At 61.5% G+C, this 13,044-nt stretch carries 13 protein-coding genes and 1 tRNA gene; 11 read left to right on the top strand and 3 right to left on the bottom strand.

What is annotated here, in order from left to right:
* Positions 1–79: 79 nt before the first annotated feature.
* A complete protein-coding gene (ppsA, locus tag ACREP4_RS15985) occupies positions 80–2,458 on the bottom strand; it encodes a phosphoenolpyruvate synthase (protein ID WP_431597187.1) in 2,379 nt (792 codons plus the stop codon).
* Positions 2,459–2,655: 197 nt separating this feature from the next.
* Between ppsA and ppsR the strand changes: the two genes are divergently transcribed.
* The 10 genes from ppsR (at position 2,656) to ACREP4_RS15935 (ending at position 11,613) form a co-directional block, all read left to right on the top strand.
* Positions 2,656–3,477, top strand: coding sequence for a posphoenolpyruvate synthetase regulatory kinase/phosphorylase PpsR (ppsR, locus tag ACREP4_RS15980; RefSeq protein WP_431597186.1), 822 nt, complete (start codon positions 2,656–2,658; stop codon positions 3,475–3,477).
* Between the two features lie 295 nt (positions 3,478–3,772).
* A complete protein-coding gene (locus ACREP4_RS15975; protein ID WP_431597185.1) occupies positions 3,773–4,282 on the top strand; it encodes a DUF1249 domain-containing protein in 510 nt (169 codons plus the stop codon).
* A gap of 53 nt (positions 4,283–4,335) precedes the next feature.
* A complete protein-coding gene (locus tag ACREP4_RS15970; RefSeq protein WP_431597184.1) occupies positions 4,336–4,824 on the top strand; it encodes an NUDIX hydrolase in 489 nt (162 codons plus the stop codon).
* Between the two features lie 135 nt (positions 4,825–4,959).
* Positions 4,960–5,574: a CDP-alcohol phosphatidyltransferase family protein gene (locus tag ACREP4_RS15965; protein ID WP_431597183.1), complete on the top strand. Its 615-nt coding sequence runs from the start codon at positions 4,960–4,962 to the stop codon at positions 5,572–5,574.
* Entirely contained in the window at positions 5,490–6,845 is a 1,356-nt protein-coding gene (gene phaE / locus ACREP4_RS15960) for a class III poly(R)-hydroxyalkanoic acid synthase subunit PhaE (protein ID WP_431597182.1), read from the top strand. Before ACREP4_RS15965 ends, phaE begins: the two co-directional genes overlap by 85 nt.
* Positions 6,842–7,909 (top strand): class III poly(R)-hydroxyalkanoic acid synthase subunit PhaC, encoded by a 1,068-nt coding sequence (locus ACREP4_RS15955; RefSeq protein ID WP_431597181.1) that lies wholly within the window; start codon positions 6,842–6,844, stop codon positions 7,907–7,909. The genes phaE and ACREP4_RS15955 overlap by 4 nt, the downstream gene beginning before the upstream one ends.
* Positions 7,906–8,280, top strand: coding sequence for a DUF5329 domain-containing protein (locus tag ACREP4_RS15950; protein WP_431597180.1), 375 nt, complete (start codon positions 7,906–7,908; stop codon positions 8,278–8,280). The genes ACREP4_RS15955 and ACREP4_RS15950 overlap by 4 nt, the downstream gene beginning before the upstream one ends.
* 15 nt (positions 8,281–8,295) lie before the next feature.
* Positions 8,296–8,772 (top strand): hypothetical protein, encoded by a 477-nt coding sequence (locus ACREP4_RS15945; protein WP_431597179.1) that lies wholly within the window; start codon positions 8,296–8,298, stop codon positions 8,770–8,772.
* Between the two features lie 131 nt (positions 8,773–8,903).
* Positions 8,904–9,119, top strand: coding sequence for a hypothetical protein (locus ACREP4_RS15940; protein WP_431597178.1), 216 nt, complete (start codon positions 8,904–8,906; stop codon positions 9,117–9,119).
* Positions 9,120–9,228: 109 nt separating this feature from the next.
* Positions 9,229–11,613 (top strand): Tex family protein, encoded by a 2,385-nt coding sequence (locus ACREP4_RS15935; RefSeq protein WP_431597177.1) that lies wholly within the window; start codon positions 9,229–9,231, stop codon positions 11,611–11,613.
* Between the two features lie 73 nt (positions 11,614–11,686).
* Here the strand turns inward: ACREP4_RS15935 and ACREP4_RS15930 are convergent, their stop codons facing one another.
* Entirely contained in the window at positions 11,687–12,055 is a 369-nt protein-coding gene (locus ACREP4_RS15930; protein WP_431597176.1) for a response regulator, read from the bottom strand.
* A 124-nt stretch (positions 12,056–12,179) separates the two neighbouring features.
* On the opposite strand from ACREP4_RS15930, the gene ACREP4_RS15925 reads away from it, so the two are divergent.
* Positions 12,180–12,266: transfer RNA gene (locus ACREP4_RS15925), tRNA-Leu, on the top strand.
* Positions 12,267–12,552: 286 nt separating this feature from the next.
* Here the strand turns inward: ACREP4_RS15925 and ACREP4_RS15920 are convergent.
* On the bottom strand, positions 12,553–12,936 hold the full coding sequence (locus ACREP4_RS15920; protein WP_431597175.1) for a hypothetical protein: 384 nt from the start codon (positions 12,934–12,936) through the stop codon (positions 12,553–12,555).
* Between the last annotated feature and the right edge of the window lie 108 nt (positions 12,937–13,044).

Below are 13,044 nucleotides of genomic sequence, written 5' to 3'. Positions count from 1 at the left end.
CGCGCATCAGGCAGTCGCCAGAAACAGAAAGCCCCGCAATGCGGGGCTTTCCATTCACAACCTCAGATCGGCAGACGGATTAATTCGTCGAAGCCTTGAGCTTGGCCAGACGCAGCCAGGTGTCGACCACGGTGTCCGGGTTCAGCGACACCGACTCGATGCCTTCCTGCATCAGCCATTCGGCCAGATCCGGGTGATCGGACGGGCCCTGGCCGCAGATGCCGACGTACTTGCCCTTGGCGCGCGCGCTCTTGATCGCCATCGACAGCAGCTTCTTCACCGCCGGGTTCCGCTCGTCGAACAGGTGCGCGACGATCGAGGAATCGCGGTCCAGGCCCAGGGTGAGCTGGGTCAGGTCGTTGGAGCCGATCGAGAAGCCGTCGAAGATTTCCAGGAATTCGTCCGCCAGCAAGGCATTGGACGGAACCTCGCACATCATGATGATCTTCAGGCCGTTCTCGCCCTGCTTCAGGCCGTTGGCGGCGAGCACGTCGACGACCTTGCGGCCTTCCTCCAGCGTGCGCACGAACGGGATCATCACCCACAGGTTCTCAAGGCCCATTTCGTTGCGGACGCGCAACACGGCCTTGCATTCCAGCGCGAACGCCTTGGAGAAGCTCGGGTCGACGTAACGGCTGGCGCCGCGGAAGCCGATCATCGGGTTCTCTTCGTGCGGCTCGTAGTTGCTGCCGCCGATCAGGTTGGCGTACTCGTTGGACTTGAAGTCCGACAGGCGCACGATCACCGGGTTCGGGGCCACCGAGGCGGTCAGCGTAGCGATGCCTTCGGCCAAACGGTCCACATAGAAGCTCACCGGGTCTTTGTAGCCGGCAATCTTCTCGTCAATCTTCTTCTTGGTGGCAGCGTCCTGGCGGTCATAGTCCAGCAACGCATTCGGGTGAATGCCGATGTGGCTGGCGATGATCATTTCCAGGCGGGCCAGACCGATGCCGGCGTTCGGCAGTTGGCCGAAATCGAAGGCGCGTTCCGGGTTGGCCACGTTCATCATGATCTTGAGCGGTGCCGGCGGCATGTTCTCAAGGTCGGTGGTGGTGCGCTCGAATGCCAGCTTGCCGTCGTAGATGAAGCCGGTGTCGCCTTCGGCACAACTGACGGTCACTTCCTGACCGTCCTTGATCAGCTGGGTGGCATTGCCCGAGCCGACCACGGCCGGCACGCCCAGCTCGCGCGCGATGATCGCGGCGTGGCAGGTGCGGCCACCACGATTGGTGACAATGGCCGAAGCGCGCTTCATCACCGGCTCCCAATCGGGATCGGTCATGTCAGCGATCAGCACGTCGCCGGGCTGCACGCGGGCCATGTCTTCCAGCGACTTCACGACGCGGGCGGTGCCGGCGCCGATCTTGGCGCCAACCGCGCGGCCTTCGGCAATCACTTCACCCTTGCCCTGCAGCGCGTAGCGCTCCATCTGGGTGGCCTTGGCGCGCGACTTCACGGTCTCCGGGCGGGCCTGGACGATGAACAGCTTGCCGCTGACGCCGTCCTTGGCCCACTCGATATCCATCGGGCGGCCGTAATGCTTTTCGATGACCAGCGCCTGCTTGGACAGTTCCTGCACGTCCTCATCGCTGATCGAGAAGGTGTTGCGCAGCTCGACCGGGGTGTCCTCGATCTTGACGCGCTCGCCCGGGACGTCCGAATAGACCATCTGGATGGCCTTGGAGCCCAGCGAGCGGCGCAGGATCGCCGGCTTTCCGGCCTGCAGCGTGGGCTTGTAGACGTAGAACTCGTCCGGGTTGACCGCGCCCTGCACAACCATTTCGCCCAAGCCGAACGACGAGGTGACGAACACCACGTCGCGGAAGCCGGACTCGGTGTCCAGGGTGAACAGCACGCCGGACGAACCCACGCCCGAGCGCACCATCAGCTGCACGCCAGCAGACAGGAACACGTCCTCATGCTTGAAGCCGTGGTGCACGCGGTAAGCAATGGCGCGATCGTTGTACAGGGAGGCGAACACTTCCTTGACCTTGTGCACGACGTCATCGGCGCCGGTCACGTTGAGGAAGGTTTCCTGCTGGCCGGCGAACGAGGCGTCGGGCAGATCTTCGGCGGTGGCCGAGGAGCGCACGGCAACGGCGACATCACCGCCGCCGTTCTCGGCGCTCAATTTGGCGTAGGCATCGCGGATGTCCTTGTCCAGCTGCGGCTGCAGCGGGGCGTCGATCACCCAGTTGCGGATTTCCTTGCCGGCGACGGTCAGGGCAGCGACATCTTCCACGTCCAGCGTGGCCAGCTTGTCGAAGATGCGCTTGGACAGGTCGTTATGGGCAATGAAGTCCTTGAACGCTTCGGAGGTGGTGGCATAACCCCCCGGCACCGATACGCCCAAGCCGGCCAGATTGCCGATCATCTCGCCGAGCGAGGAATTCTTGCCACCTACGCGGGCCAGGTCGGCCAAGCGCAGCTCATGCAACCACAGGATATTCTCGTTCAAGCGCGATGCTCCGTTTGGCCATCGCCCTGGTCGGGCTGGGGATGGCCACGTCCGTAGGAAGAAGCCAATATGATGCAGTGCACACCCAAGCCGCACAAGCTTGTGACAATACTTTGTCTTGTGCTTGTCTTTCCCGGGACAGAGTACGGCCAGACCCCCTGACTCCCAGTCAGGATCATCACCACGAAGGATCGCGCATGACGGCAATTCGGCCGGTTTTCTATGTCTCTGACGGTACCGGCATCACCGCCGAAACCATTGGTCACAGCCTGTTGACCCAGTTCAATGGCTTCAGTTTCGTTACCGATCGCATGTCGTTCGTGGATGATGCCGACAAGGCGCACGAGGCCGCAGATCGTATCCGGGCGGCCGGCGAGCGTTACCAGGTGCGGCCGATCGTCATCAGCTCCTGCGTGGATTCGAGCCTTGGCGGCATCTTGGAAGAGAGCGGGGCGCTGGTGCTGGACGTGTTCGCGCCGTTTATCGGCCCGCTGGAAAGCGAGCTGAACGCGGCACGGCATTCAAAAGTGGGTCAGGCCCATGGCATGGTCGACTTCGATACCTACCATCGGCGCATCAATGCGATGAATTTTGCGCTGAGTCACGATGACGGCATCGCGGTGAACTACGACGAAGCCGACGTGGTGCTGGTGGCGGTATCGCGTGCCGGCAAGACGCCGACCTGTATCTATCTGGCGATGCATCACGGCATCCGCGCAGCCAACTATCCGTTGACCGAGGAAGACCTGGAGAACGACCGTCTGCCGCCGCGCCTGCGCCCTTACCGCAACAAATTGTTCGGGCTGACCATCGACCCGGACCGTCTGCAGCAGATCCGCCAGGAGCGTCGACCCAATTCGCGCTACGCCAGTGCCGAGGTCTGCAAGCGGGAGGTATCGGCGGCAGAAACCATGTTCCGCATGGAGCGCATCCCGACCTTGAGCACCACTCACACCTCCATCGAGGAAATTTCCAGCAAGGTGCTGGCAACGCTGGGTTTGCAGCGCGAGATGTACTGATTCAGCGTGCTCCTTTGCCGGTGGCAAGGGAGCTGCGTCGCACCTGTAGAGCGCAGCCATGCTGCGCTGGCTTTCCCGATAAAGTCGTTGCCGAGCATGGCTTGGCACTACGCTGGTTTCTTGCGCTGATTCCTCGTGCGCTGCGGGCTTGCCGGGAAACGCCGCTGCCGAACATCACGCGGCGCTACTTCGGTCGTGCTTCACCGAAGCAATGCCTGGTACTTCCCAGTCTGCGCGTGTAGTCGCCGGCTCCACAAGGCTGCACCGGACACGGCGCCGCGTGTACGATCAGCCCATGTCACAGGCACTTTCCCGTATTGATCGCATTCCCCGGCTGAGCCGCCTCAGTTGGTTGATGGGCTTGTACGCGGAGAACTACGGGCACTTGGTGCGGTTGTTTGCGCCACAGCGACTGGAAGCTGGCACCTATTCTTCCTCCATTGGCGATGGCCTGGATCTGCGCTTGGATGTCATCGAATGCCATCGTTACACGGTGGAATTGCGCATGACGTACGACCTCTGCGATCCGGTCACCGGCGAGCCCGATCCATCGGCTTACGTGCGCCTGTACGGCGATGCGCGACAGGCTGAGGCCACGCATTGCTATGTGGGCCGGCGGTGGCAGGATGTGGTCGGCATGTATCCGCCGGCCGATGAATTGATCAGCCACCGCATGCGCATGAACACCTTCCTCAGCAAGTGGCTGGAATACCTGGCTGAGCGTGGTCATGGCGTGGCCACGTTGCGCCGCATTGACGCTGATGCGGCTGAAGCCGCAGGCCGTTCTTCCGCACTGGAGCACTGAGGCGCTGCATTGATCGGCCATAATGCGCGCTCCCCTGTTTCTGGTTGCCGCAGATGCCGTACACCCCGATTCTGGCCACGCTTGGCTACGTATTGTCCGCTGACGGTACGCAGGCATTGATGATCCACCGCAACACCCGTCCTGGCGATATCCACCTGGGCAAGTACAACGGGTTGGGCGGCAAGATGGAGCCGGACGAGGACATCCTGGCCTGCATGCACCGCGAAATCCGCGAAGAAGCGGGCATTGAATGTGGCACCACCCGGATGCGCGGCACCATCAGCTGGCCGGGCTTCGGCAAGAACGGTGAAGACTGGTTCGCTTTCATCTTCGTCATTGATGACTACACCGGCACGCCGATGAAATCCAACCCGGAGGGCACGCTGGAATGGGTAGCGTTGGATCAGCTGGAGTCGTTGCCACTGTGGGAAGGCGACCGTCATTTCCTGCCGCTGGTGTTCGATGACGATTCCCGGCCGTTCCACGGGGTGATGCCGTATCGGGACGGCCGGATGCAATCCTGGAGCTACACCCGGCTGTAACCCGGCTCAGTTGCGCAGCGCTCGGCCCGGCTGCTGCGCCGACGCTTGTTGAACGGCTGAATCCGGCCGCACGTCTTGCTGTTCCATATACAGGCGCTCGCGTAATCTGTGGCCGTCCATGCCCAGTGAGTCCCCATGAAACGTCACTTTTCAATGCTTCGCGAGTTTCAGCTTGCGGACTGGTTCACGCTCGGCAACGCCTTCTGTGGCACTGGTGCGGTGTTTGCCGCGATGCGCTTTCTGCAGGACGGGCAGCGCGGTTTTCTGATGTTCGGCATGGCCTTGATCCCATTGGCTTTCATATTCGACGCGCTGGACGGGCGCGTCGCACGCTGGCGGCAGTCCTCGTCCACGTTGGGCCGGGAGTTGGATTCGCTGGCCGACGTGATCTCCTTTGGCGTGGCGCCAGCAGCACTGGCGTACGCCTGCGGAATGCAGGGTGGCTGGGATTGGCTGGTGCTCAGTTACTTCGTCTGCTGCGGCGTCAGCCGTCTGGCCCGCTACAACGTCACCGCTGAGGCGATTTCCGGCGAGTCGGACAAGGTGCCGTATTTCGAGGGAACGCCGATCCCGACCAGCCTGGCGCTGGTGATCGTGCTGGCCTTGGCAGCCCATTTCAATGCCATTGGCCCAGCGCTGTGGGGCGGTAGTTGGCAGCTGGGCCCGTGGCAACTGCATCCACTGGTGTTGCTGTTCGCACTGTCCGGCTCGCTGATGATCAGCAAAACGTTGCGCATTCCCAAACCCTGAACCGGGCTCCGAGTGGCATTGCTATCATCGGCGGGCAATCAGGGAATTCTGCAATGAGTGGCTCAGGTAACAACGGAAACGAAGGCTTTGAAGCGGACATGCGCCGTCATTGGGAAGCGTGGGCGCAGGCATCGCAGGCGCAGGCGGAAGCCGCCGGTGGCGAGTTCCCTTGGCGCGAGAGTATCGAGCAATGGACCCGACTGATCAGCACCGACGCGCCGGCCGATGTGCAGGACCTTGGCGCGCGTTTCCAGCATCAGGCGGGTGACTGGTTCAGCCTGATGCAACAGGTGGCCGCCCGGTTTGCCGGGCAGGACACCAGTGCCGCCGAAGTGGCCGGCGCGTGGCGTGAGGCCGTGCACGGGCAAGGGGATGGTTTGTTGCGCTGGATGCTGGGCGCAGCCCGTGGCGGCAATGCGTTCAACGACCAGCCGTGGATGCGCGAATTCGCTCGCACCGTGCAGGCTGGTTTTGGTGGTGATGAATGGCTGCAGGCGCCGGCTTTTGGCCCGGCGCGCGAGCATCAGGCGCGCTGGCAGGCCTTGTTGAAAATGCAGCGCGAATATCAAGGCCGCGCCGATGCCTATGTAGAAACCATTCGGAATGTGTTGGATGACGCCTTCACACGTTTTGAGGCGAAGCTGGCCGAACACGAAGTGCCCGGCAGTCAGCTGACCAGTGCCCGTGCCATGTTTGACCTGTGGATTGACGCCGCCGAAGAGGCTTACGCCAAGGTTGCGATGTCCGAAGATTTCCAGCGCATCTATGCCGACCTGGCCAATGCGCAGATGCGCCTGCGCGCAGCGTCGCAGCAGGAGTTGGAGCGCGCCTGCGAAACCATGGGCATGCCGACCCGTTCCGAGATGGATGCTGCGCATCGCCGCATCACCGAGCTGGAACGTCAGTTGCGGCGCTTGATCGCGTCGGCGTCTGCTGCAAAGCAAGCGGCTGATCACGTTGAGTCGGTTTCCAGCAAGCGCACAGCCGCTGCGACAAAACCGAAGGCGGGATCGAAAGCGAAGCCTGCGGCGAAGTCAAAGGCCCAGTCCAAGATGAAGCCGGAAGCAACGCCAAAGACGAAGCCCGTTGCGAAAGCAAAGTCTGTCGCAAAGACGAAGCCAACTGCAAAGACGACGCCGTTGGTAAAAGCAAAGCCCGCTGCGAAAGTAAAGCCAGCGACAAAAGCAAAGCCCGCAACAAAGGCGAGGCCCAAAAAGTCCGTCACCCAGACCACCCGCGCAAACGCTGCACGTAGCGGAGCCAAAGCATGAAAGGGCCGTTGGGTTTCGGTGGCGATGATCTGCTGCAGGAAACAATGCAGTGGCAGCGCAAGTTGTTGGATGGCCTCAAGCTGTTGCCCGGCGTCGAGGATGTTGACTACGGTGTTACCGAGCGCGAAGAAGTGTGGAGTGACGGCAAGGTCAAGTTGTATCGCTTTGTCGGCGATCAACCCAATAACGGACAGCCGCCGCTGCTGATCGTCTACGCGCTGGTCAATCGGCCGTACATGGTGGACCTGCAGGACGGCCGTTCGCTGGTGCAGAAATTGCTCGCGCTGGGGCAGGACATCTATGTGCTCGACTGGGGCTACCCGGAGCGCTCCGAGCGTTATCTGACGCTGGAGGATTACCTGCTGCGCTATATCGACGGCGCGGTGGATCACCTGCGCGCGCAGCATGCGGGTGAGCCGGTGAACCTGCTTGGCATCTGCCAGGGCGGCGTGTTTTCGCTGTGTTACGCCGCATTGCGGCCGCACAAGGTGCGCAATCTGATCACGATGGTGACGCCGGTCGATTTCCACACGCCGGACAACATGCTTTCGCATTGGGCGCGGCAGGTGGATGTGGATTTGTTCGTGGACACGCTGGGCAATATCCCGGCCGATCTGATGAACACCAGTTACCTGATGCTCAAGCCGTTCCGCTTGAACGTGCAGAAGTACGTGGGCTTGATGGACATCCTGGACGACAAGCAGGCGCTGGAGGATTTCCTGCGCATGGAAAAGTGGATCTTCGATTCCCCCGACCTCGCCGGCGAAACCTTCCGTCAGTTCGTCAAACAGTTCTACCAGGCCAATGGGCTGATGAACGGCAGCATCGTCATTGGCGAGGAAGCGGTGAATCTGAAAGCGCTGACCATGCCGGTGCTCAACATCTATGCCGAGCAGGATCACCTGGTGCCGCCTTCCGCCTCCAAGGCGATGCAGGCACAGATTGGTGCCAGCGATTACACGGAAGTGGGTTTTCGTGGCGGGCATATCGGTATTTATGTTTCCGGACGCGCGCAGCGGGAAGTGCCGGGCGCCATCCACGAGTGGTTGAGTAAGCGCATATGAACCGTGGCTTCCCGTTCTTCGCAGCGATCGCACTGGCCGCGTCGGCTTTCGTCGCCAGCGCTGCACCGAGCGCCGCTACGCAGCGTGAGATCAGCGGTTTGATGCAGGCATTGGAGACGTCGGGCTGTCGCTTCCAGCGCAACGGCAGTTGGCACGAATCTGCGGAGGCGCGTAGCCATCTGCAGCGCAAGTACGACTATCTGCTCAAGCGCAATCTGGCCGATACCGCCGAGCAGTTCATTGATCGCGCGGCCAGCCGCAGCAGCATCAGTGGCAAGCCGTATCGCGTGGCGTGTCCGGGTGCGGCAGAGCAGGATGCGTCAACCTGGTTCCAGCAACAGTTGCAACGCCAGCGGCAGTCGCGGACATAAATGCCGTGAGCGCGCATGGTTGATTCCCGATCTCCGCGTGTCGCGCCACCTCAGCGTATCGGCCTGCGTGTGCTGCAGGGCCTGGGTGCGCTGTGGACCTTGCCCAACACGTTGATCGGGCTGCTCGCAGGTGTTGTCGGAATGGCAGCCGGTGCGCGTATGTATTGGAGTCGCCGCGAATGCGCGCTGGTGTTCCGGCATTGGCCGTGGGGCCCGGGCGGTGCGATCACGCTGGGCATGGTGATCCTGCATACGGGCAAGGATCTGGACAGCCTCTGCCTCACCTATGAACACCGTGCCGGTCGTTGTCAGCATCCGCATGTGCGCTTGGGCGATCACGAACGTGCGCATGTTTTCCAATACTTGTTGCTCGGCCCGCTGTTTCTTCCGCTGTACTTGATCTGTGGTGGCGTGAGCGTGCGTAACCCGTTCGAGCGCGCGGCGGATCATTACGCAATGCATGGTCGCGGCTGGTGGCCGTGGTGGAGCTGAATCAGCATTCATGCAGTGTCGTCATATGGAAATGCCGCGGTCATGCGCCGCAAACCTTTTATGTACATCCTGGTAACGCCCGCCCACGTAAGGTGGCGCAGTTGCAGAATTAACAGGAGTACCAATCCACCATGGCAATCGTTCTTTACATCGGTGGCAGCAAGGATGGCGACAAGGGCGTCGTGCCCTACGGCTTCAGCAAAACCCGCGCGGACACGGAGAATGGTCCGGAGTTCTATGTGGAGCGGATGATGGAAATCACTGGCCGCGCTCGCATGCGCGTCATGGTGTTGGAAGACCTGCGCGACGACATCGCCTCTCAACGTTTGAGTCAGCATCTGGGTTGATGCCCAGCGCGCTGGGCGACAGGTCCGGTGCGTGCTGTCAATGGCTTTCGCCCGCGGCGCTGCATTGCCAGAATGCAGACTACTGTCCCCGTGGGTTCCGCAGCAGGCAATGCAAGACACCAAGCTCGCGCAGCAGATTGCGCAGACCATCGCCGCCGAGATCGGCGCCCAGACATCCCAGGCCAAGTCCGCGATTGCGTTGCTGGACGAGGGCGCCAGCGTCCCGTTCATCGCGCGCTACCGCAAGGAAGTCACCGGCGGCTTGGACGATACCCAGCTGCGTAATCTCGAAACACGCTTGACCTACCTGCGTGAGCTCGAAGATCGCCGCAGTACGGTGCTTGCCAGCATTGATGAACAGGGCAAGCTCACGGACGAATTGCGCGGGGAGATTCTCGGCGCCGATACCAAGAGCCGCCTTGAAGATTTGTACTTGCCGTACAAGCCCAAGCGCCGCACCAAGGCGCAGATTGCCCGTGAGGCAGGCCTGGAGCCGCTGGCCGATGGTCTGTTGGCCGATCCAACGCTCGATCCTCAATCCTTCGCCGCCGGTTTTGTGGATGCGGAAAAAGGCGTGGCCGACAGCAAGGCTGCACTTGAAGGTGCCCGCGCAATCCTGATGGAACGCTGGGGCGAGGACGCCGCGCTGGTCGGCGAGCTTCGTCTATGGCTGAACGAAGTGGGCATCATTCGTGCGCGTGTCGCCGAGGGCAAGGAGAACGAAGGCGCCAAGTACCGGGACTATTTCGAGCATGCCGAATCGCTGGCGAAGATTCCGTCGCATCGCTTGCTGGCGCTGTTCCGTGCCCGTCGCGAAGAAATTCTGTTTCTGGAATTGGACCCGGGCACCGATGCCGAGGCCGGGCATCAGTACGGCGAAGGCCGCGTGGCACTCAAGGCCGGCATCGCTGACAAGGGGCGTGCGGCGGATCGCTGGCTGCTCGACGCCTGCCGCCTGACCTGGCGCGCCAAGCTGCACATGCACCTGTTGTTGGACTTGTTCAACCAAGCGCGCGAAAAGGCCGAGGCCGAAGCCATCGCAGTGTTCGGTGACAACCTCAAGGATCTGTTGTTGGCTGCACCGGCCGGCCCCAAGGCGGTGCTCGGATTGGATCCTGGCATTCGTACCGGCTGCAAGATCGCCGTTGTGGATGCGACCGGCAAGCTGGTCGCGACCGACACCATCTATCCGCACGAGCCGCGTCGCCAGTGGGAGCAGTCGCTGCAGACGATCAAACACTTGTGCATCAAACACGATGTCGAACTGATCGCCATCGGCAACGGCACCGCAAGCCGCGAGACAGACAAGCTGGCCGGCGAAGTCATCGCGCTTTGCGCCAACGCGAAACTGCAGAAAGTGGTGGTCAGCGAGGCGGGTGCCTCGGTGTATTCGGCCTCTGAATTTGCCGCGCGTGAGTTTCCGGGGCTCGATGTGTCGCTGCGCGGCGCGGTATCCATCGCGCGCCGCTTGCAGGACCCGCTGGCGGAACTGGTGAAGATCGATCCCAAGGCCATCGGCGTGGGCCAGTACCAGCACGACGTGGATCAGTACCGCTTGGCCAAGGCATTGGACGCGCGCGTGGAAGACTGCGTCAACGCGGTGGGCGTGTTCGTCAACATGGCGTCGGCGGCGTTGTTGTCGCGTGTGTCAGGTTTGTCGTCGACGGTGGCTGAAAACATCGTGCGTCACCGCGATGAAAATGGCCCGTTCAAACGTCGCAAGGATCTGCTCAAGGTGCCGCGCCTGGGCGACAAGACCTTCGAGCAATGCGCGGGCTTCCTGCGCATCGGTGACGGCGATGAGCCGTTGGATGCGTCAGCGGTGCATCCGGAAGCGTATCCGGTGGTTCAGCGCATCGTTGCGGCAGCGGATCGCCCGATCAGGACGCTGCTCGGAGACGGCAGCTATCTGCGCGGTCTGAAGGCCGAGCAGTTCACCGACGATAAATTTGGTGTGCCAACGGTGCGCGACATCCTCAAGGAACTGGAGAAGCCAGGCCGCGATCCGCGCCCGGAATTCAAGGCAGCACGCTTTGCTGATGGTGTCGAAGACATCAAGGATCTACGCGAAGGCATGATTCTGGAAGGCGTGGTCAGCAATGTGGCTGCGTTCGGTGCCTTCGTGGATATCGGCGTGCACCAGGACGGCCTGATTCATATCTCCGCGTTGTCGGACACCTTCGTCAAAGACCCGCGTGATGTGGTCAAGGCCGGCGACATCGTCAAGGTCAAAGTGTTGGAGGTGGATGTGCCGCGTAAGCGCATCGCTTTGACGCGCCGCCTGGAAGACACGCCGGCGCCGAAGAAAGTCGAGCGCGATAATCGGCAGGCGACGGGGCAGGGCAATGGCGCGCGCCGCGATGGTGGCAATGCCGGCAATCGTGGCGGTCGCAATGGGAATGGAAATGGACAATCGGCCCGGCCCGGAGCCTCGGCGGCGCCAGTCAACAATGCTTTGGCCGATGCATTCGCACGCGCGCGTCGCGGTGACTGAGTCAGCGGATCGACTTGCGTGATGGTAAAAGGCCCCGGATTCCGGGGCCTTCTTGTATGCGTCACCGCGTAGCTCAGGCCAGCGCGAGTGCCTGCTTCAGCGCGTTGGCCAGATCGTTTCCGGTATACGGCTTGGCCAGCTTGATGCCGGCATCAAACACCTCCGGCAACAACGAGAGGTCCATGCCGGTGGCAACCAGGAAAGGCGTGCCCAGTCGGCACAACTGCTCGGCGACCGGAGAGCTGGTCTCGCCGTGGGCGAGCCAATAGTCGAGGAACACCAGCTGCGGCTGCAGCTCCTCCAGCATCTGCAACGCCACCGCTACCGAAGGCGCGATCCCCGTCACCAGCATGTTTTCGCCCTCCAACTGCAGCTGCAGCAGCATGGCGTTGAGCTCGTCGTTCTCGACAATGAGAACCCGCAGACCTTGAAGCGAGGGCATCAGCCACTCCCCGTTTGCCGAAGGCAAGGAGTATAGCCACTCCCCGAAACAGGGATTACACAAAAAAAGGCGATCAGAGGTCTGCACAAGACGCCAAACCTTCGTTATACTCGCCGGCCAGCCAGCCGAAGTGGCGGAATCGGTAGACGCAGCGGATTCAAAATCCGCCGCCCTTAAAAGCGTGGGGGTTCGAGTCCCCCCTTCGGCACCATAAAGAAAACAGGCACTTAGGTGCCTTTTTCTTTGCCTGAAATTTGGCGGGTGTGCTCTGCAGTGCGGCCGAATCGGGGTGGTCTTTCCCTCGGTGCTGCGTGTCCTGGCGACTTTGGCGAAGGGCGCGCTCCTGCAGCTGCCGCCCTTTTAGATGGCGCTCGCTACCTCCGCCTTGTCCGTATGGGCCTTTCGCTTCTCACTTCCATTGCGGTGCGCAAGCGCTGTCGGCGGCGTGAAGGTTTCCCGCGTGAACTTCCGGAGCGACTTGCGACTGGTGCCGATCCTCACGGAGTTAGATCTGCGGCTTCCCTCATTACGTTGAGCACGGTGACCGTGGCGATCTTCTTCAAGCCACCGGTCAGTTGCTTGTCGTTGTCTGGCAGGCAATGAACGATGACCGCGTTCCGAAAGCAGCCATCTGTTCTTCCCGCGAAATACAGATGCCAGCGGTAGTGTTGTGCGTTGATGCGACGAGGTTCCGTGGGATTTCTGTCCGGAAATTGCTCGTCTCTAGCGCGCTGCTGCAGGCATCTGGGTGTGCCAGCTGCGGTTTCTAAGGGCGAATCGTGGTGGCGCAGTGCACGGAAACGTAAGAGGTTTTGTAGGGCAATTCCTGACTTCACATTCTCTTCACAGATAAGTAAAGTCGTGCGTCGTTTTGCTGGCATTAGCGTTTCCAGCCGGCTCCGAATTACCAGAACACCAACAGCGGTTGCCCCGGGAAGGGCTATCGGAGGGGATATGTCCAAAGTGTTTTTTCGGTCGTCCAGTATGGC

Origin of the sequence: Stenotrophomonas sp., assembly GCF_050737575.1 — a bacterium.
Taxonomy (GTDB): Bacteria; Pseudomonadota; Gammaproteobacteria; order Xanthomonadales; family Xanthomonadaceae; genus Stenotrophomonas.
This window is presented reverse-complemented; position numbering and strand designations above follow the sequence as displayed.

Coding starts and splice junctions, on each gene's coding strand:
- ppsR (WP_431597186.1), top strand. CDS start 2,656: ATGACGGCAATTCGGCCGGTTTTCTATGTCTCTGACGGTACCGGCATC.
- ACREP4_RS15975 (WP_431597185.1), top strand. CDS start 3,773: ATGTCACAGGCACTTTCCCGTATTGATCGCATTCCCCGGCTGAGCCGC.
- ACREP4_RS15970 (WP_431597184.1), top strand. CDS start 4,336: ATGCCGTACACCCCGATTCTGGCCACGCTTGGCTACGTATTGTCCGCT.
- ACREP4_RS15965 (WP_431597183.1), top strand. CDS start 4,960: ATGAAACGTCACTTTTCAATGCTTCGCGAGTTTCAGCTTGCGGACTGG.
- ACREP4_RS15955 (WP_431597181.1), top strand. CDS start 6,842: ATGAAAGGGCCGTTGGGTTTCGGTGGCGATGATCTGCTGCAGGAAACA.
- ACREP4_RS15950 (WP_431597180.1), top strand. CDS start 7,906: ATGAACCGTGGCTTCCCGTTCTTCGCAGCGATCGCACTGGCCGCGTCG.
- ACREP4_RS15945 (WP_431597179.1), top strand. CDS start 8,296: ATGGTTGATTCCCGATCTCCGCGTGTCGCGCCACCTCAGCGTATCGGC.
- ACREP4_RS15940 (WP_431597178.1), top strand. CDS start 8,904: ATGGCAATCGTTCTTTACATCGGTGGCAGCAAGGATGGCGACAAGGGC.
- ACREP4_RS15935 (WP_431597177.1), top strand. CDS start 9,229: ATGCAAGACACCAAGCTCGCGCAGCAGATTGCGCAGACCATCGCCGCC.
- ACREP4_RS15930 (WP_431597176.1), bottom strand. CDS start 12,055: ATGCCCTCGCTTCAAGGTCTGCGGGTTCTCATTGTCGAGAACGACGAG.
- ACREP4_RS15920 (WP_431597175.1), bottom strand. CDS start 12,936: ATGCCAGCAAAACGACGCACGACTTTACTTATCTGTGAAGAGAATGTG.